Raw genomic sequence first — 17,589 nt, 5'->3', positions numbered from 1 at the left:
GATCCGCTTTTCGTTTTCTTGTTTGTTCCATTCGACTGATGTCCGTATGACCGATGCAACCAATGACGCGCCGTCGCAGCCGACGGCGTTCGAACTCGTGGGCGGCGAGGCGCGCGTGCGCGAGCTCGTCGACCGCTTCTACGACCTGATGGACCTCGAGCCCGAATTCGCGGGCATTCGCGCGCTGCATCCGCCGGCGCTCGACGGCTCGCGCGACAAGCTGTTCTGGTTCCTGTGCGGCTGGCTCGGCGGGCCCGATCACTACATCGAGCGCTTCGGCCATCCGCGGCTGCGCGCGCGGCATCTGCCGTTTTCGATCGCGTCGCACGAGCGCGACCAGTGGCTGCGCTGCATCGCGTGGGCGATGGAGGACGTGGGGCTCGACACGCCGCTGCGCGAGCGGCTGATGCACGCGTTCTACGAAACGGCCGACTGGATGCGAAACCGTCCCGGCTGAAATTCCGGTACGCTTCGGTGCGCGCCGCGCGAAATTGCGCCTGTCGCGGCGCGCGCGCCGCGCCGCATACTGATCGCTTCCGATCACCGATAACGATATCCGAGACTCCCACATGGCCACTCAAGCCCTCTTTCGCGAAGACGCCTATCTGACGCGCTGCGATGCGCTCGTCACGGCCGTCGACGAAGCCGGCATCCACCTCGATCGAACCGTGTTCTATCCGCTCGGCGGCGGCCAGGCGGGCGACAGCGGCACGCTGACGCTCGCGGGCGGCGCGACGCTCTCCGTCGCCGACACGCGCAAGGCGAAATTCGAAGGCGCGACGCCCGACGATGCTGTGCACGTGCTCGCGCCGGGGCAGGACGCGTTCGCGGCGGGCGTGAAGCCGGGCGACGCGCTCGTCGCCGAGATCGACTGGGCGCCGCGGCTCCGGCGGATGCGGCTGCACACGGCAAGCCATCTGCTGTGCGCGGTGCTGCCGTACCCGGTCGACGGCTGCAGCGTGACCGCCGATTACGTGCGCGTCGATTTCGCGACGGTCGAGCCGATCGACCGCGAGCACGTGGAGGCGCGCCTGGCCGAGCTTGTCGGCGGCGCGCATCCGGTGACGACCGAATGGATCACCGACGACGAGATGGCCGCGCGCCCGGAGCTCGTGCGCACGATGAGCGTGAAGCCGCCGATGGGGCTCGGGCGCGTGCGCCTGTTGCGGATCGGCGGCGTCGACCTGCAGCCGTGCGGCGGCACGCACGTGCGCAACACGGCGGAGATCGGCGGGCTGCGCGTCGCGAAGCTCGAGAAGAAGAGCGCGCGCACGCGCCGTCTCGTGCTGGAGCTCGCATGACGGCCCCGCACGCGGACAGCGGCGCGCGCGAGGCCGCGGCGCTCGAGCCGCGCGCGCGCGACGTGCTCGATTTCTGGTTCGGCGCGCCCGGCGATCGGGCGTTCGGCACGGCGCGCAAGATGTGGTTCGGCGGCGGCCCGGCGCTCGACGCGCGACTGCGCGAGCGATTCGGCGCGCTCGTCGACGCGGCGAAGGCGGGCGATCTCGACGCATGGGCGCGCACGCCGCTCGGCGCGCTCGCGCTCATCGTCGTGCTCGATCAGTTCTCGCGCAGCATCCACCGGGGCACGCCGGCCGCGTTCGCCGCCGATCGCGCGGCGCTCGCGCACGCGAAGGCGCTCGTCGCGTCGGGCGGCGACCGCGCGCTGCCGACGGGCCATCACCGCGCGTTCGCGTATTTGCCGTTCGAGCACGACGAATCGCCCGACAGCCAGCGCGAAGGCGTGCGCCTGTGCGCGCAGATCAAGGGCGAGGCAGGCTGCGCCGGCTATCACGACTTTGCGCTGCGCCATGCGGCCGTGATCGAGCGTTTCGGGCGCTTTCCGCACCGCAACGCGATCCTCGGCCGGCCGTCGAGCGACGAGGAAGTCGCGTTCCTGAAGGAACCCGGCTCGTCGTTCTGAGCGAGTCCGAACGCGCGCGGCCGTGCCCGCGCGCTGCGCGTCCGGGGCGGGCTCGGCGCTCGTCCGGTGCCCGTCCGACGCGCCCGGCCGGCGTCTTCGCGAACGATGCGCCGCGCCGCGAGCGCTCGAAAAACGTGCGCGCCGTTCGATATAAATCGCGCTATCCATCGCGCTTTTTGCGTTGCTATCGTGAGATCCAACGACGGCGGGCGGCCGCCGCAGCCGGCCCGGCCGCCCGTCTCCCACCTTGTGAGGCCGATACCATGCCCGAGCTGCTCGAGCTGACCGCCTGCTCGCTTGCCGAACGATTCGAGAACCGCAGCGTGACGCCCGCCGATTATGCGGACGCGCTCATCGACCACATCGCCCGTTGGGAGCCGCATCTGAACGCGCTGTGCCGCTTCGATCCGCAGCGCGTGCGCGAACAGGCGCTCGCGTCGACCCGCCGCTGGGCGGCGGGCGCGCCGTTGAGCGGTATCGACGGCGTGCCGGTGACGATCAAGGAGCTGATCGCGACCGAGGGCGACCGGCTCGCGCAAGGCTCGGCCGCGGCCGCCGACGCGCCGCCCGCCACCGTCGACGCGCCCGCCGCGATGCGGCTGCGCGAGGCGGGCGCGGTCGTGATCGGCAAGACGACGGTGCCCGATTACGCGATGCTGTCGTCGGGGCTGTCGAGCCTGTACGGCACCACGCGCAATCCGTGGCGGCTCGATCTCAATCCGGGCGGCTCGAGCAGCGGCGCGGCGGCGGCGGCGGCGGCGGGCTACGGGCCGCTGCACGTGGGCACCGACATCGGCGGGTCGATCCGGCTGCCGGCCGGCTGGTGCGGGATCGTCGGCTTCAAGCCGTCGAACGGGCGGATTCCGATCGATCCGTACTACACGGGCCGCTGCGCGGGGCCGATGACGCGCACGCTCGACGATGCGGCGCTGCTGATGCGCTTCCTGTCGCGCCCGGACCGGCGCGACGCGACGAGCCTGCCGCCCGAGACGATCGACTGGGCGATCGCGCCCGCCGACGTGACGGGCATGCGGATCGGCCTGATGCTCGACGCCGGCTGCGGGATCGCGCCGGAACCGGAGATCGTCGCGGCGGTGGAGGCGGCGGCCGAGCGCTTCGCCGCGCACGGCGCGCGGGTCGTCGAGGCGCCGCCCGTGCTGTCGCGCGCGATGCTCGACGGCCTCGACCGCTTCTGGCAGGCGCGCCTGTGGGCCGACCTCGAACGGCTGCCGGACGCGGCGCGCGCGCGCATCCTGCCGTACATCCTCGCGTGGGCGGGGCAGGGCGCGAAGGTGTCGGGCGTCGACGCGGTGCGCGGCTTCGGCGCGACGTTCGAGATGCGCGCGGCCGCCGCACGCCTGTTCCAGTCGGTCGACGCGGTGCTGTCGCCGACCAATGTCGTCACCGGCTTCCCGGCCGAATGGGCGGGGCCGACCGACGATCCGGCGCGGCCGTTCGAGCACATCGCGTTCACGGTTCCGTGGAACATGGGCGAGCAGCCGGCGCTGTCGATCAATTGCGGCTTCGCGCGCAACGGAATGCCGATCGGCCTGCAGATCGTCGGGCCGCGCTTCGCCGATCGCCTCGTGCTGCAGCTCGGCAAGGCGTACGAGGATTGGCGCGGAGAGATGCCGCGCTGGCCCGCGCCGCCTCACTGACGCGGCCGCGCGCCGCGCGCCATGTACCGCGCGCCGCCGTGCGCGTTGCGCCGGCTTTTCGCTTCCCCATCCTGACACCGCATCCGGTTCGGCGGCGGGCGCCGCTCGCGCCGCGCCCGCGGCTGGTATCGTCGCCGCTTCGATCGAGGACACGCCATGGAAGACCTGCTTGAACCCGCGTACCAGCCGGCGTCCGGCGACACGTCCGCGCCGGCCGGCCCGGCCGCGACGCGCGCCGACGCTCGCCGCAACGTCGCGGCGGTCGCGCTCGGCAACGCGGTCGAGTTCTTCGACTTCGGCACCTATGCGACGTTCGCGGTGATGATCGGCCACACGTTCTTTCCGTCGGAGAGCGCGTTCACGAGCCTATTGCTGTCGGTGTCCGTGTTCGGGCTCGGCTTCGTCGTTCGGCCGTTCGGCGCGCTCGTGATCGGCGCGTACGCGGACCGGGCGGGCCGCAAGTCCGCGATGATGCTGACGCTCGCGATGATGGCGGTCGGCACGGGCGCGATCGCGGTGCTGCCGGGATACGAGACGATCGGCGTGGCCGCGCCGATCCTGCTCGTCGTCACGCGGCTGATCCAGGGGCTCGCGTGGGGCGGCGAGGCGGGACCCGCGACGACCTACATCCTCGAGGCTGCGCCGCCCGGGCGGCGCGGCGCGTACGCGTGCTGGCAGGTCGCGACGCAAGGCTTCGCGGCGGTCGCGGCGGGGCTCGCGGGCTACGTGCTCACGCTCGCGCTGCCCGAGGCCGACCTGTACGCATGGGGCTGGCGCGTGCCGTTCGCATTCGGCCTGCTGGTGCTGCCGATCGGCATCTATATCCGCCGCCGGCTGTCCGACACGATCGACGCGCACGGCGCGTACGGCTCGACGCGCGCGATCCTGCGCGAGCTGAACGCGCGGCATCGGCGGCCGATCGCGATCGGCCTGATGATCCTGCTCGGCAGCACGATCACGCAGTATTTCCTCAATTACATGACGACGTTCGCGCTGACCGAGCTGCATCTGCCGGGCGGCGTCGCGATGCTCGCGACGCTTGCGACGGGCGCGGCGCTCGCCGTGTGCTCGCTCGCCGGCGGCAGCCTGTCGGATCGCTTCGGACGCCGCGCGATCCTGATCTGGCCGCGCGTGCTGCTGTTGCTGCTGATCTTCCCGGCGCTGCAACTGATCGTGTCGCATCCGACGCCCGCCGTGTTCCTCGCCACGCTGACCGTGCTGTCCGGCCTGCACGGCATGAGCGGCGCGGCGCTCATCGTGCTGATCGCGGAAAGCTTCCCGCAGCGCGTGCGCTCGACCGGATTCTCGATCGTCTACGCGCTCGCCGTGTCGCTGTTCGGCGGCACCGCGCAAAGCATCGTCGCGTGGCTCATCGGCGCCACGGGCAATCCGATGGCGCCGACGGGCTACCTGCTCGTCGCGAACGCGATCTGCATCGCGGCCGGCTGGCTCGCCGCCGAGACCTGGCCGGGCCGCCGCGCCGCGCGGTAGGACGCGCACCGTCGTTCTCCTTTCCTCGATGTCTTCCCGTCACGCAGGAATCCGGATGAAATATCGACGACTCGGCGGACTCGCGCGCGCCGGGCGCTGCGCGGCGCTTTGCGTCGGATTCGGCTACGGCGCGGCCGCGCCGGCGCAGAGTTCGGTGACGCTGTACGGCCTGCTCGACGCGGGCGTCCAGTACAAGACGCATGCGAACGCGGCCGGCGACGGCGCGCTCTCGTCGAACAACGCGAGCACGTCGTATCCGTCGCGCTTCGGGCTGCGCGGCAGCGAGGATCTCGGCGGCGGTTATCGCGCGATCTTTCAGCTCGAGAACGGCTTTTCGCTCAGCAACGGCGCGTTCGCGGCGGCGAACACGCCGTTCAACCGGATCGCGCTCGTCGGCCTGACGAGCGATCGTTTCGGATCGCTGACGTTCGGCCGCCAGTACGGCGTCCAGTACGACAAGACGGTGCTCTACGAGCCGACGCTCTTCAACAACTATTCGATCTTCTCGCTGAACATGATTCCGCCTGCGACCGTGCGGCTCGACAATTCGATCAAGTACGCGTCGCCGGACATCGCGGGCGTGAACGTCGAGGCGATGTACGGCTTCGGTCAACAGTGGCCGGGCAACGCGGACGCGGGCCGCTACTGGGGCGTCGCCGCCGAATACAAGCTCGGCGAGTTTTGGGCGCGCGCCGGCTACGAGGAAGTGCGCGGCACCGTGAGCGGCGCGCTCGACCGCTCGGGCGCCGCCGACCGTCGCGCGAGCGTGGTCGCGCGCTACGCGTTCGACCGCTTCACGGTGTCGGGCGGCGTCGTGGCCGTGCGCGGCTCGCTGCAGGCCTCGCCGAACGGCGACATCTACTGGGCGGCGGCGCAGTACATGCCGACGCCGGCGTTGAAGCTGATCGTCGAAGGCGGCCGCTACGCGTTCAAGGAAGGCGGCGGCCGGCCGACGCTCGTCAATGCGTCGGTGCTGTACTGGCTGTCGAAGCGCACCACGGCGTACGTGACGACGGGCTACGCGATCAACGGCGGCGGTAGCGACTTCGGCGTCAACAACTATACGGCGGCGCCCGCGCCGGGAATGACGCAGCTTGCGGCGGGCACGGGGCTCATCGTGCGGTTCTGACGGCGGCCGCGGGGGCTGCTGCGGGTGCCGCCGCGGCCGTGGCGAGCGCGGCCCGAACCCCTTTGCACGACGAGCCGTCAGCCTTTCTCGCCGAATCCGGCGTCTTGCCGTTGCCGCGCCATCGCTTCCTTCAGCATCTCGACGCACGTGTTCACCGCGATCGACCGCGGCCGATACCGATATACGCAAAGCGCGACGCTGACCTGCCGCAGCTCGGCGTCGGCGATCGGCACCGCATGCAGGTCGGTGTCGTCGGCGGGCGCGGCGCCGTTCGCGCCGGGCGGCGTGAAGCACGGCAGGATCAGCAACGCCGCGCCCTGCCGCGCGAGCGCCTTTTGCGTTTCGAGCGAGCAGGTCGTGAACAGTGGCTCGAGCGTGACGCCGGAGCGCTTCGCGATCCGTTCGAGCGCCTGGCGCACGCCGAACGCCGCGTCGGGAATCGCGAGCGGCTGGTCGACGAGTTCCGCGAGCGTGACGCGCGCGCGCGCGCTCAGCGGGTGCGTCGGCGGCACCAGCACGCGATGCGACAGATCGACGGCGTCGAGAATCTCGACGTCCGCCCGGTGCGGCAGATAGAAGCCGACGCCGAGATCCGCGCGGCCCTGGCAGAGCGCGTCGAGCGTGTGCTGCGCGCTCGCGACCGTGATGTCGAAGCGGATGCGCGGATGGCGTCGCGTGAATTCGGCGAGCACGGGCGCGAGCAGCCCCGACACGATGCCCTCCGACGCATAGACCGACACCGATCCGACGTCGAGATTGCGCCGCGCCGAGATCAGCGTCTTCACTTCGTCGAGCTCGCGCAGCACGGAATCGATGCGCTCGGCGAGGAATTCGCCTTCGGCGGTCAGGCGAATGCCGCGCGGTCCGCGCTCGAGCAAGGGCGCGCCGAAGTGGTGCTCCAGTTGCTCGATCTGGCGGCTGATCGCGGTCGGCGCGACGTGCAGCCGCTCGGATGCCTTGCGCAGCGACGCGCAGTGCGCGAGTTCCTGGAAGTAGCGAAGTGTGCGGAGTTGCATGAGGCCGTCCGGTTGGGCAAGCGCGAGAAGGCGCCGACCGACGGGCGGAGCAATTCCCGTACCGGGCCGGCGGATGCGGACGCGGCCGGGCACGGCCGGGGCCGCGCACGGACGGCGCGAACCGCAACAGCATAGGGCACGGCGAACGCCGCGAAAATGGGGGAAACGGCGCGTGGCGGAGTCGCCGCGCGCCGCGGGCATTACGGGCGGGTGCTCGTCGCGGCGGGCGGCGCCGGCGTGCGCACGTAGACGCGTAGCATTTCCTGCTCGTCGCCCGGACGCGCGCCGGACCAGAACGGCTTCCAGTGGCCGCCGAGCACAGGCGGGCTCGCGCGCGTGCCTTGCACGATGAGCCACGTGCACGCGCTTTCGTTCGGTTGCGCGACGGGCTGGTGCCGGACGCCGGAGAAGTAGTAGAGCATCGGCGCTTCCGACTCGCCGAGATCGACGCTCGCCATGCAGTCGCCGTCGTTCCATTCGAGCGCGAGCTGGCGGTTCAAATCTTCGAACACCGAACGATAGCTCTTCGCGACGTCGAGCCAGGGCAGCAGCAGCGTGTAGACGAGCGCCCACGCGACGAGCGCGCCCATCGCCCACGACAGCGCGCCGCGCCACTTGCCCGCGAGCCGCAGCGACGGCAGCAGGCCGACCCAGCCGATCGTGATCGCGAGCGCCGACAGCACGAGCGCGGGCTCGATCGGCATCGTCCAGTCGAGCGGCAGCCAGCGGCCGAGCCAGTGCAGGCCGTCGCGCGAGCCGTTCTGGTCGGACATCAGCGACCAGACGACCCACACGAGCGCCGCGGCGGCGCCGAACAGCAGCCGGCTCGCGTAGTCCCACGCGGTGTGCAGCCGCTGCGGCAGGCGCGGGATCGCCTGCGCGGCGACGAGCGCGAGCGGCGCGATGAACGGCAGGATGTACAGCTGGCGCGACGTCGCGGAAACGTGCAGCACGACCATCCCGATGCCCGCGAACGCGATCGGCAGCGCGACGCGCGGCGCGCGCCATTCGCGCCAGAGGCCGCGCGCGAACGCGACGAGCGCGAGCGGGCCGACCGGGAAGCCGACCGTCAGCAGCGCGCGCCAGATGAAGAGCGGCTTGTCGTTTTCGGCGCCGAGCGTCGGCACGGAGAAGCCGAAGAAGCGGCCGACGTTGTTTTCCCAGAACCAGACGAGGAACAGCGATTCGGAGCGCAGGTACAACGCGGCCGGCCAGATCAGCGCGAACGGCGCGCACACGAGCGCGGCGAGCGCGAGCGAGCGGAAGAACGCGCGGCTGCGGCAGGCCGGATAGAGGATGAGCGCCGCCGCGACCGTCGCGCCGAACACGAGCGGCACGAAGAGGCCCTTCGACATCAGCGCGACGCCGACGCCGAGGCCGAAAAGCGGCGCCGCGAAGCGGTTCGCGGGCGGCCGGTGCGCGGCGTCGGCGTCGTTCGCGCCGCCCGCGTGGCGGATCACGAGTTCGAGCAGTCCGCAAAAGCCCATCGCCGTGCCCGCCATCAACGCGACGTCGGTCATCAGATCGTGCGCGTGCTTGATGACGACGAGCGAGCCCGCGAACAGCGCGACGGTGCCGATCACCGGCAGCTCGAGCCAGCGCGTCGCGCCGGTCGCGATGCGCGCGGCGCGCGCGGCGAAGCCGAACGCGAGCGCGGCGAAGAGGGCGCTTGCGAGCCGCGCCGCGTCGTGCAGCGGCAGATAACGGGAAAAGAGCCACGCGAGGCCGGTGGCGACCCAATCGTACAGCGGCGGCTTTTCGAGGAACGGCTGCCCCGCGTTGGTCGGCACGACGAAGTCGCCGCTTTCGAGCATGTGCTGGATGATGCCGAACGTATAGGTCTCGTCCTGCTTCCACGGATCGTGGCCGAGCACGCCCGGCAGCAGATACGCACAGAGCACGGCCGCGACGACGAGCCATGCGCGCAGGCCGGTGAGCGGTGCGCGCGCGGCGGCGGGGCCGCGCGCATCGGCGGTGCGGCCGCCTGCCGCGCCGGCCGTGTGCGGCGCGCCGACGGCGAGCGCGACGGACGACGAATCGGCTTCGGACGGAAGGACGTGACGAGTCGACGCGTGCGCGCGCGCGCGCCGGCCGCCGGGCGTTGCATTTCCCTGCATCGGGGTGATCTCTTCGAGTGCGCCGGCCAGGCTGCGTGGGCCCGGCCGATTTCGTGGCCGCGAGGTGGCGGGTAACGGACGTGCTGCGGCGTAGGCCGCGATTATCGTTAGTAGACCACGAGACTATTACGAACGTTTACGAAAATTGTTATGAAACGCTAAAGATTGCGGAGAATTGTGAAGATTTGTGTAACTGACGCCGCGCGGGGCCGTTCCGTAGATCGTGTCAGGCCCGCAATGCACGGCGGCCGACGCGGGTAAGGCCGCCCGGCGGCCTCGGGCTTCGGGGCTTGTCCGAGCGTGCGGGCAAGCGCGGGAAACCGTTCGAAGCCCGAAAGCGTGCTGATTGCGCCGACCGCCGATCACCGTATGCTGTCGCCGCCTGCCGCCTGCCGCCTGCCGCCTGCCGCCTGCCGCCTGCCGCCTGCCGCCTGCCGCCTGCCGCCTGCCGCACACTATCCACCGCGCACCGTGCACCGTGCACCGCCCACCGCCCACCGCCCACCGCCCACCGCCGGTCGGCGATCGCCGGTCAGCGGCGCGCGACGCGTCAGCGCCCGCCGCCGACGTCGAGCAGCGCGCCCGTCACGTACGACGCCGCGTCGCTCAGCAGCCAGACGATCGCTTCGGCAATTTCGTCGGCATTGCCCGCGCGGCCGAGCGGCGTCTGCGTGCCGAGCCGCTCGGCGCGGCCGGGCTGGCCGCCGCTCGCGTGGATGTCGGTCGTGATGAGGCCGGGCCGCACCGCGTTCACGCGCACGCCGTGCGGGCCGAGCTCTTTTGCGAGGCCGAGCGTCAGCGTGTCCACCGCGCCCTTCGAGCCCGCATAGTCGACGTATTCGTTCGGCGAGCCGAGCCGCGCGGCGATCGACGACACGTTGACGATCGCGCCGCCCGCGCCGCCGCGATCGGTCGACAGCCGCCGCGCGGCCTCGCGCGCGCACAGATACGCGCCGAGCACGTTGATGTCGAACACGCGCCTGAGGCGCGCGGCGTCCATGTCGGCGAGCGGCAGCGACGGCGCGACGATCCCCGCGTTGTTGACGAGCGCGTCGAGCCGGCCGAACGACGATTGCATCGCGTCGAACATGCCGATCACGTCGGCTTCGTTCGCGACGTCGCCGCGCACGACGCACGCTTGCGCGCCCGCGGCACGCACCGCGTCGGCGGTCGCGTCGGCGGCGGCCGCGTCGCGCGCGTAGTTGATGCCGATCGACCAGCCGCGCGCGGCGGCCGCGAGCGCGGTCGCGCGGCCGATGCCGCGGCTCGCGCCGGTGATGAGAACGACTTTGGACGGCGTGCTCGTCATCGCTTGGACCTCGGCCCGCGCGCGATGCGCTCGGGCGGAAAAGGGGACGGGGCGGGACAAGGCGGCCGCGCTTCGAGTGCGCCGCATTCGCAGCGTGATTGCGCGATCGCTGCATGACGTGGTTGACCGAAGCGCTCGACCGGAGCGCTCAACTGAAGAACCAGCCGACCGAGGCGCTCGACCGAAACAGCTGACCGGAGCGACGGACGCGGCCGGCGGCGCGAAGCGCCGAGCGCGCATCGACACGACTGGAAAAGCCGGGCGATGCGCCGCACCGCACCGCGACGCGCGCCCGCGCGGCGTCGCGCCGGCTCAGGCTTCCTGCTTCGACACGAACGCCCATTTGTCGCGCGCGGGCGGTCGATACTGACCGAGCCGATCGATGAGCGCATCGGGCGCGGCGTCGATGCAAAGCGCGTCAAAGTACGTGCGCTGCATGAAGCCTTCGTCGACCGTGTGCTTGAGGAGCGTGATGAGCGGTTCGTAGAAGGCGTCGACGTTGTAAAGCGCGACGGGCTTGCGGTGATAGCCGAGCTGCGCCCACGTATAGACCTCGAAGAACTCTTCGAGCGTGCCCGCGCCGCCCGGCATCGCGACGAACGCGTCGGCGAGCTCGGCCATCATCTTCTTGCGATGATGCATGTCGGGCACGACGTGCAGCTCGGTCAGGCCGGTGTGGCCGACTTCCTTGTCGAAAAGCAGCTCCGTGATGACGCCGATCGCGCGCCCGCCGGCGGTGATCACCTCGTCGGCGATCACGCCCATCAGGCCGACGCGCCCGCCGCCGTAGACGAGCGTGAGGCCGGCTTGCGCGAGCGCGCGGCCGAACGCGCGCGCCGCTTCCGTGTAGACGGGCTTGACGCCGTTGGCCGAGCCGCAATAGACGCAGACGCTCTTCATTGCTTCGCGTCCTTGCGCGGCGAGCCGTCGCGCGGCGGCAGGTAGTCGTGGAATTCGCGTTTCGGCAGCTTGCCCGACACGAGATCGTCGAAGATCTGCCGCGAGCGGCCGCGCAGATACGGCGCGATCACCGAGATCACGTGCATGCTGACCTGGTGCAGCTCCTCGCGGATCGCGTCCTGATCGTTGTACTTGCGCGGATGCATCACGTACTGATACGACAGCCAGTAAGTGGCGATCACGGCCATGTTGGTTGCGATCACCTCGATCTCGGCGGGCGTCGCGACGAGCTCGCCGTCGGCCGCGAGCAGCTCGCACATCTCGCGCGCGAAGCGCACCTTGTGGCTGATGATCTGCTTGAAGTGCGTCTCGAGCGTGCGGTTGCGCGCGAGCAGATCGTTCAGATCGCGATAGAGGAAGCGATAGGTCCACATGAAGTCGGCCATGTACTGCAGGTACGACCACGTTTCGTCGATCGTCGGCCGATGATCTTCGGGAAAACGCAGGCGCCGTTCGATCTGCTGCTCGAACTGCGCGAAGATGCTGTTGATGATGTCGTCCTTGTTGCGGAAATGGTAGTACAGGTTGCCTGGGCTGATTTCCATTTCCTCGGCGATCGTCGTCGTCGTGACGTTCGGCTCGCCGATCTCGTTGAAGAGTTTCAACGACAACTCAAGAATCCGTTCGCGCGTGCGGCGGGGAGGTTTGGCTTCCATGTCGTCCGGCCCTGTGTTTGCCGGACAGGCGGGCGCTGCGAGTACTGCTGCGTGAATCGTAGTCCGGCTCGGGTTGCTGTTTTGAAGGCTGTCGGCCGATTATAAACCGCTACCTTGCGCGTCCGGGGTATTTCGTCATCGGGGCATACCCGGCCGTGTTGCATCGCACACGAAGGCGGAGGGCGCACGGTGCGCGCCGCGCCGGATGCCGCCGGCGGCAGCGGAACCGCCGGCCGCCTAGCCGCCGGCGAGCCGGTGCCAGACGAGCGGGCCGAGTATGAGGCCCCAGGTCGTCACGCACGTGCAGAGCGCGACCGTGACGGCCGCGCTGCCGAGATCCTTCGCGCGCTTCGACAGCTCGTGGCGCTCGAGCGAGATCCGGTCGATCGCCGTCTCGACGCTAGAGTTCAGCAGCTCGACGATCAGCACGAGCAGCACGGTGCCGATGAGGAGCGCGCGCGAGCCCGGCTCGACGGGCACGAATGCCGCGATCGGCAGCATGATCGCCGCGAGCGTGAGCTCCTGCCGGAACGCGCTCTCTTCGCGGATCGCGACGCGAAAGCCGTTGTACGAGTTCTTGAGCGCGTACCACGCGCGCATCAGGCCGCGATTGCCCTTGTACGGATTGTGCGGCAGCGCGAGCGGATCGTCCGGGCCGAGCGGCTCGTGCGCATCGGGCGGCTCGTGCGTTTCAGACGGCGCGAGCCGGACGTGGGCGGGACGCGTCGCGCCGGCGCGCGCGGCCGGCTTTCGCGACGGGCTGACGGGGGGCGCTTTCGCGCGCATGGCAGGTTTCAAACGGCTGCGCCTTCGGTGTGTGGGCAGGCGGATTTCGGCAGCGGCTTCAGGTGCGACGCGAACTGCTCGGACGCCGCTTGCCACGAGAAGCGCTCGGCCCACGCGCGCGCATGCGGCCGGTCGATCTTCAGCGCCTCGAGGCACGCTTCGCGCAGGTCCTCGTTCATGGCCCCCGCGCCGCCGTCTCCGAGCACGTCGACGGGCCCCGTCACCGGATACGCCGCGACGGGCGTGCCGCACGCGAGCGCCTCGAGCAGCACGAGCCCGAAGGTGTCGGTGCGGCTCGGGAACACGAACACGTCGGCGGCCGCGTATACCTTGGCGAGCTCCGCCTGCGTCAGCACGCCGAGGTAATTGGCCTCAGGATAGCGCGATTTGAGCTCGGCGAGCGCGGGCCCTTCGCCCGCGACCCACTTCGAGCCGGGCAGGTCGAGCTTCAGGAACGCCTCGACGTTCTTCTCGATCGCCACGCGCCCGACGTAGAGGAAGATCGGCCGCGCGGTGTTGAGCACTTTCGACTCCATCGGCCGGAAGACGTCGAGATCGACGCCGCGCGTCCACAGCACGACGTTGTCGAAGCCGTACTGCTCGAGGTCGTACTTGACCACGGGCGTGGGCGCCATCACCGCGAGCGACGCGCCGTGGAACCAGCGCAGGAAACGGTAGGTCGCCGACAGCGGAACGCCGAAGCGCGCCTGCACGTATTCCGGAAAGCGCGTGTGGTACGCGGTCGTGAACGGCAGCTTGCGCGCGCGCGCGTAGCGGCGCGCGGCGAGGCCGAGCGGGCCTTCCGTCGCGATGTGCAGCGCGTCCGGCTCGAACGCGTTCAGGCGCTCGCGCAGCCGCCGGTACGGCAGGATCGACAGGCGGATTTCAGGGTAGGTCGGGCACGGCACCGTGCGGAACTCGAGCGGCGTGATGAGCTCGACGCGGTGGCCGAGCGCGATGAGTTCGCGCGCGGTGCTCTTCAGCGTGCGCACGACGCCGTTGACTTGCGGTTCCCATGCGTCGGTGACGATCATGATTTTCATCGCTGGCGGTCCTCTTCGGGATCAGGCGGTGGCGGTTTTCGTCTTGCGCGATTGAGTGGCGGACGGCGTGCGCAACACGGTCCAGTAGACGATCTTCAGCTCGCCTTCCATCGTCTCGACGAGCGCGGACAGGCTCTCGACCCAGTCGCCGTCGTTGCAGTACAGCACGCCGTCGATGTCGCGGATCTCGGCCTTGTGAATGTGGCCGCAGACGACGCCGTCGCAGCCGCGGCGGCGCGCCTCGTCGGTCATCACTGCTTCGAACGACGAAATGAAGTTCACGGCGTTCTTCACCTGGTGCTTCAGGTATTGCGACAGCGACCAGTACTGAAAGCCGAAGCGGCTCCTGATCCGGTTGAACCAGCGGTTCAGCACGAGGATCAGCGTGTACAGCGTGTCACCGAGATACGCGAGCCACTTCGCGTGCTGGATCACGCCGTCGAACAGGTCGCCGTGGACGACCCACAAACGTTTGCCCGACAGCGTCGTGTGGAACGCCTCGCCGCGCACGTGAATCTCGCCGAACGCGAGATCGCAGAACTGGCGCGCGCCTTCGTCGTGGTTGCCGGGAATGTAGACGACCTGCGTGCCCTTCCTCGCCTTGCGCAGGATCTTCTGCACGACATCGTTGTGCGCCTGCGGCCAGTACCAGCCCTTCCTCAGCTGCCAGCCGTCGATGATGTCGCCGACGAGGTACAGATATTCCGATTCGTTGTGCTTGAGAAAGTCGAGCAGGTAGCCGGCCTGGCAGCCGCTCGTGCCGAGGTGGATGTCCGACAGCCAGATCGTCCGGTAGCGGTGCGAGGCGGGCTCGTGGTCGTCGTGCCGCGTGGCGCTCGCGGCGGGAGGGCGGGCCGGCGCGAGCGTGTCGCTCGCGGCCGAGCCGGACAGAAAGGCACTGGCGGCGTGCAGGCCGGCAGGATCACGGAAGAAGGAGGTCGCGGACGTTTTTTTGCCCATGCATGACTCGCGCCGATTGATGTTATCGGCATTGCGCCATGCGGGCGTGACTGTGCCGTGACAGTCACGAGACGTTCTTATTACGGGGAATCAGGCGCGGCGGGGCGCATCGACGATGCGGGTGCCGGCGAGGCGATCATGCGGGAACTGGCGGCTCGGATGCAGCCGTGCGGCGAGCGTCCACAGCGCGAACCAGACGGCCGCGGCCGCGAGCGTGCGCGGCACGGAAAAGCCCGCGAGCGGGTGCAGCGCAAGCGGCGGCAGGAACCACAGCCAGCCGAGCGCGTAGCGCACGAGCGCCCGGCCGGCCGACAGCGGCGCGCCGCGCGCGGTCTCGACGCGCAGCCGCCAGGTCTTCATCGGCAGCGTCTGGCCGCCGTGCGTCCAGAACCAGACGAAGTACGCGCCGACGACGACCGCGATCCACACGGCGAGCAGGTTGTGGCGTTCGAGGCCGTTGCGCTGTTGCAGCGTCACGCCGAACGCGAGGCCGGCGAAGAACACGACGCCGAAGAGCAGCAGGCTTTCGTAGGCGAGGGCGGCGAGCCGGCGCCGCACGCTCGGCGGCGCCGGCTCGGATGGCATCGCGGGCGTCGTCACGGACGCTTACGAACCGTTGAAGAGCGACGGCGCCTCGGACGGCGATACGGGCGTCGGCGCGGCGGGCGGCGTGACGGCGCCCGTCGTCGTCGACGCCGCAGCGGGCGTCGCGGCGGGCCCGCTGGCCGCCGGCGGCGCGGTGCTCGCGGCGGAGGCGCTTGCCGGATGACGGTCGTGCGCGTTGACGAGCCGGTTGATGTCGCGATCGGTCTTGCCGGTGGGCGGCGCGCTGACGACGGTCGGCCGGCGCCGGCGCTCGGCCGCCGCGAGCTTCTCCTTCTGCTCGGGCGACAGCTGTTGGTAAGCCGTCCACGCCTTCTCGCGGGCCTGCGCGGACAACAGGTCCTTCGACACCAGGTAGTTCTCGCGCGCGACGCGGCGCTGCTCGGGCGTCATCCGGACCCACTCGGTCATCCGTTCCTGCAGACGCTTTTGCGCTTCAGGCGACATCTTCGGGAAGCGCGCCGCGATCTTCAGCCATTTGCGCTTGCGCTCGTCGCTGAACGAATCCCATTGATTCGCGAACGGCGCGAGCGCGACGTGCTGCTGCGGCGTGAGGCGCGCCCAGGAGAGCGGGCTCGACGGCGGCAGCGGCGGGAAGTCGGCCGACAGCGCGCTCGCGGCCGACGCGATCGCCGGCGCGCTCGCCGCCGCCACCGCGGCCGGTTGTGGGTGAAAGCGCGGGTAGGTGGCGGCGTACGCGACGACGAGCGCGATCACGCAACCGAAAAAGACAGCCAATCCCCGTTTTTGACTCACCCGTGCGTTCCTCTTCTTGATGCGTTGGCGTTAGTGAGTGTGCGAAAGATACGCGTTGAACCCGTGGTCGAGATACGCGTTGAGAGGCAGGTTGTCGCTCAGCATCGCGGCGTCGATGTCCGCGAGCTCCGCGGTGCGCTGCATGTCTTCCCAGTACGCGATGCCGACGAGGCCCGCGAGCAGCAGCGCGAGCGGCCACGCGCGGGCGAGCCGGCGCGCGAGCGACTGGCGGCGCGGCTCGTCGGGCGGGCGCAGCTCGAGCGTGCCGGCGCTGCCGGCGAGCGCCGGCACGAGCACGATCGCGGCATCGGGCTTCTTGCGCGCGAGCGCGGCGCGGCGCGCGGCGGCGAGCCGCTCCGTCGTCGCGGCGGGCAGCGAGGCCGCACGCTCGTCGAGCGCGCGGCGCACCTTGAGGGCGAATTCGAGTTCTTCTTTCGTTACGGGAGCGGAGCTCATAGCGTGATTCCTTTGGCCTTGAGCGCCAACGCCAATGTGTGAGTGGCCCGGGAGCAGTGCGTCTTGACGCTGCCTTCCGAACACCCCATGGCGGCGGCTGTCTCGGCGACATCCATATCCTCCCAATAACGCATCAGGAAGGCTTCCCGTTGACGTGCCGGAAGCTTCTGGATTTCATCGTCGATGAGGGCGAGCACCTGCTCGCGCTCGAGCCGCGTCTCGCCGCTCTCTACGCCGTCGCCGTCCGCCGATTCGAGCGTCTCGAGCGGGTCGAACTCGTCGTCGTCGGTGTTGTTCAGCGACGAGAACAGGCTGACCCAGGTGTTGCGCACCTTTTGTCTGCGGAAATAGTCGTGGATCGCGTTCTGGAGAATCCGCTGAAAAAGCAGCGGCAGCTCGGCGGCCGGGCGCTCGCCGTATTTCTCCGCGAGCCGGATCATCGCGTCCTGCACGATGTCGAGCGACGCGTCGTCGTCGCGCACCGCGTATGCAGCCTGCTTGAACGCGCGCCTTTCGACGCCCGCCAGAAAGTCCGCGAGTTCCTTGTCTGATGCCATTCCGTGAAGGTCTGCGCTGCGTTCTTGCGGCGTGAAAAGATCGGAAAAAATTCGTAAAACCCGCGGATGCTAACAAATTTTCGCGGTGCAGGGCATCCTGTTCGGGCTGTCAGGCTGCCGAAACGCGCGTGCGCGACGGTTCGCCGCCGGCGTCGGCCGGGCGCTTGC

Annotated in this window: 18 protein-coding genes; 6 read left to right on the top strand and 12 right to left on the bottom strand. The window is 70.0% G+C overall.

Features of this window, described 5'->3' with window-relative positions; genetic code table 11:
• Positions 1–46 precede the first annotated feature (46 nt).
• The 6 genes from WS91_RS00645 (at position 47) to WS91_RS00620 (ending at position 6,202) form a co-directional block, all read left to right on the top strand.
• Positions 47–457, top strand: a complete 411-nt coding sequence (locus WS91_RS00645) for a group II truncated hemoglobin (RefSeq protein ID WP_038747342.1) — start codon at positions 47–49, stop codon at positions 455–457.
• Positions 458–569: 112 nt separating this feature from the next.
• Positions 570–1,301 (top strand): alanyl-tRNA editing protein, encoded by a 732-nt coding sequence (locus WS91_RS00640; RefSeq protein WP_038747339.1) that lies wholly within the window; start codon positions 570–572, stop codon positions 1,299–1,301.
• Positions 1,298–1,924: a DUF924 family protein gene (locus tag WS91_RS00635; protein WP_059669569.1), complete on the top strand. Its 627-nt coding sequence runs from the start codon at positions 1,298–1,300 to the stop codon at positions 1,922–1,924. The genes WS91_RS00640 and WS91_RS00635 overlap by 4 nt, the downstream gene beginning before the upstream one ends.
• 263 nt (positions 1,925–2,187) lie before the next feature.
• Entirely contained in the window at positions 2,188–3,582 is a 1,395-nt protein-coding gene (locus tag WS91_RS00630) for an amidase (RefSeq protein WP_038747333.1), read from the top strand.
• A 156-nt stretch (positions 3,583–3,738) separates the two neighbouring features.
• Positions 3,739–5,073: an MFS transporter gene (locus tag WS91_RS00625; protein ID WP_059669568.1), complete on the top strand. Its 1,335-nt coding sequence runs from the start codon at positions 3,739–3,741 to the stop codon at positions 5,071–5,073.
• 55 nt (positions 5,074–5,128) lie between these two features.
• Complete coding sequence (locus WS91_RS00620) at positions 5,129–6,202, top strand: porin (protein ID WP_059669567.1); 1,074 nt, start codon at positions 5,129–5,131, stop codon at positions 6,200–6,202.
• A 77-nt stretch (positions 6,203–6,279) separates the two neighbouring features.
• Here WS91_RS00620 and WS91_RS00615 read toward each other — a convergent pair whose 3' ends face one another.
• The 12 genes from WS91_RS00615 to WS91_RS00560 all read right to left on the bottom strand — a co-directional run bounded on the left by WS91_RS00615 (position 6,280) and on the right by WS91_RS00560 (position 17,421).
• Positions 6,280–7,218, bottom strand: coding sequence for a LysR family transcriptional regulator (locus WS91_RS00615; protein ID WP_059574637.1), 939 nt, complete (start codon positions 7,216–7,218; stop codon positions 6,280–6,282).
• Between the two features lie 200 nt (positions 7,219–7,418).
• Positions 7,419–9,335: an ArnT family glycosyltransferase gene (locus WS91_RS00610; protein ID WP_059669566.1), complete on the bottom strand. Its 1,917-nt coding sequence runs from the start codon at positions 9,333–9,335 to the stop codon at positions 7,419–7,421.
• A 550-nt stretch (positions 9,336–9,885) separates the two neighbouring features.
• Entirely contained in the window at positions 9,886–10,644 is a 759-nt protein-coding gene (locus WS91_RS00605) for an SDR family oxidoreductase (RefSeq protein ID WP_059669565.1), read from the bottom strand.
• A 312-nt stretch (positions 10,645–10,956) separates the two neighbouring features.
• Positions 10,957–11,544, bottom strand: a complete 588-nt coding sequence (locus tag WS91_RS00600) for a TIGR00730 family Rossman fold protein (RefSeq protein ID WP_059574632.1) — start codon at positions 11,542–11,544, stop codon at positions 10,957–10,959.
• The gene (locus WS91_RS00595) at positions 11,541–12,260 is read right to left on the bottom strand and encodes a TetR/AcrR family transcriptional regulator (protein WP_006025081.1); all 720 of its coding nucleotides are present in this window, start codon (positions 12,258–12,260) and stop codon (positions 11,541–11,543) included. The genes WS91_RS00600 and WS91_RS00595 overlap by 4 nt, the downstream gene beginning before the upstream one ends.
• Positions 12,261–12,497: 237 nt before the next feature.
• Positions 12,498–13,046 (bottom strand): diacylglycerol kinase, encoded by a 549-nt coding sequence (locus tag WS91_RS00590; protein WP_038747312.1) that lies wholly within the window; start codon positions 13,044–13,046, stop codon positions 12,498–12,500.
• 8 nt (positions 13,047–13,054) lie between these two features.
• Positions 13,055–14,089 carry a glycosyltransferase family 4 protein gene (locus tag WS91_RS00585; protein ID WP_038747309.1) on the bottom strand — a complete coding sequence of 345 codons (1,035 nt, stop codon included), beginning with the start codon at positions 14,087–14,089 and terminating at the stop codon, positions 13,055–13,057.
• 21 nt (positions 14,090–14,110) lie between these two features.
• Positions 14,111–15,049, bottom strand: coding sequence for a UDP-2,3-diacylglucosamine diphosphatase (locus tag WS91_RS00580; RefSeq protein WP_038747307.1), 939 nt, complete (start codon positions 15,047–15,049; stop codon positions 14,111–14,113).
• A gap of 90 nt (positions 15,050–15,139) precedes the next feature.
• Complete coding sequence (locus WS91_RS00575) at positions 15,140–15,649, bottom strand: RDD family protein (RefSeq protein ID WP_197422199.1); 510 nt, start codon at positions 15,647–15,649, stop codon at positions 15,140–15,142.
• Positions 15,650–15,655: 6 nt separating this feature from the next.
• A complete protein-coding gene (locus tag WS91_RS00570; RefSeq protein ID WP_038747305.1) occupies positions 15,656–16,408 on the bottom strand; it encodes a DUF3106 domain-containing protein in 753 nt (250 codons plus the stop codon).
• Between the two features lie 30 nt (positions 16,409–16,438).
• Positions 16,439–16,864: a DUF3619 family protein gene (locus WS91_RS00565; RefSeq protein ID WP_038747303.1), complete on the bottom strand. Its 426-nt coding sequence runs from the start codon at positions 16,862–16,864 to the stop codon at positions 16,439–16,441.
• Positions 16,861–17,421, bottom strand: a complete 561-nt coding sequence (locus WS91_RS00560) for an RNA polymerase sigma factor (protein WP_038747300.1) — start codon at positions 17,419–17,421, stop codon at positions 16,861–16,863. Before WS91_RS00560 ends, WS91_RS00565 begins: the two co-directional genes overlap by 4 nt.
• Between the last annotated feature and the right edge of the window lie 168 nt (positions 17,422–17,589).

Source organism: Burkholderia sp. MSMB1498 (assembly GCF_001526245.1).
GTDB lineage: Bacteria > Pseudomonadota > Gammaproteobacteria > Burkholderiales > Burkholderiaceae > Burkholderia > Burkholderia savannae.
This window is presented reverse-complemented; position numbering and strand designations above follow the sequence as displayed.

What these genes read in the sequence shown, in the direction of transcription:
- WS91_RS00620 (WP_059669567.1), top strand. Translation starts at nt 5,129, where the DNA reads ATGAAATATCGACGACTCGGCGGACTCGCGCGCGCCGGGCGCTGCGCG.
- WS91_RS00640 (WP_038747339.1), top strand. Translation starts at nt 570, where the DNA reads ATGGCCACTCAAGCCCTCTTTCGCGAAGACGCCTATCTGACGCGCTGC.
- WS91_RS00605 (WP_059669565.1), bottom strand. Translation starts at nt 10,644, where the DNA reads ATGACGAGCACGCCGTCCAAAGTCGTTCTCATCACCGGCGCGAGCCGC.
- WS91_RS00610 (WP_059669566.1), bottom strand. Translation starts at nt 9,335, where the DNA reads ATGCAGGGAAATGCAACGCCCGGCGGCCGGCGCGCGCGCGCGCACGCG.
- WS91_RS00615 (WP_059574637.1), bottom strand. Translation starts at nt 7,218, where the DNA reads ATGCAACTCCGCACACTTCGCTACTTCCAGGAACTCGCGCACTGCGCG.
- WS91_RS00590 (WP_038747312.1), bottom strand. Translation starts at nt 13,046, where the DNA reads ATGCGCGCGAAAGCGCCCCCCGTCAGCCCGTCGCGAAAGCCGGCCGCG.
- WS91_RS00585 (WP_038747309.1), bottom strand. Translation starts at nt 14,089, where the DNA reads ATGAAAATCATGATCGTCACCGACGCATGGGAACCGCAAGTCAACGGC.
- WS91_RS00565 (WP_038747303.1), bottom strand. Translation starts at nt 16,864, where the DNA reads ATGAGCTCCGCTCCCGTAACGAAAGAAGAACTCGAATTCGCCCTCAAG.
- WS91_RS00560 (WP_038747300.1), bottom strand. Translation starts at nt 17,421, where the DNA reads ATGGCATCAGACAAGGAACTCGCGGACTTTCTGGCGGGCGTCGAAAGG.
- WS91_RS00595 (WP_006025081.1), bottom strand. Translation starts at nt 12,260, where the DNA reads ATGGAAGCCAAACCTCCCCGCCGCACGCGCGAACGGATTCTTGAGTTG.
- WS91_RS00625 (WP_059669568.1), top strand. Translation starts at nt 3,739, where the DNA reads ATGGAAGACCTGCTTGAACCCGCGTACCAGCCGGCGTCCGGCGACACG.
- WS91_RS00600 (WP_059574632.1), bottom strand. Translation starts at nt 11,544, where the DNA reads ATGAAGAGCGTCTGCGTCTATTGCGGCTCGGCCAACGGCGTCAAGCCC.
- WS91_RS00580 (WP_038747307.1), bottom strand. Translation starts at nt 15,049, where the DNA reads ATGGGCAAAAAAACGTCCGCGACCTCCTTCTTCCGTGATCCTGCCGGC.
- WS91_RS00635 (WP_059669569.1), top strand. Translation starts at nt 1,298, where the DNA reads ATGACGGCCCCGCACGCGGACAGCGGCGCGCGCGAGGCCGCGGCGCTC.
- WS91_RS00645 (WP_038747342.1), top strand. Translation starts at nt 47, where the DNA reads ATGACCGATGCAACCAATGACGCGCCGTCGCAGCCGACGGCGTTCGAA.
- WS91_RS00630 (WP_038747333.1), top strand. Translation starts at nt 2,188, where the DNA reads ATGCCCGAGCTGCTCGAGCTGACCGCCTGCTCGCTTGCCGAACGATTC.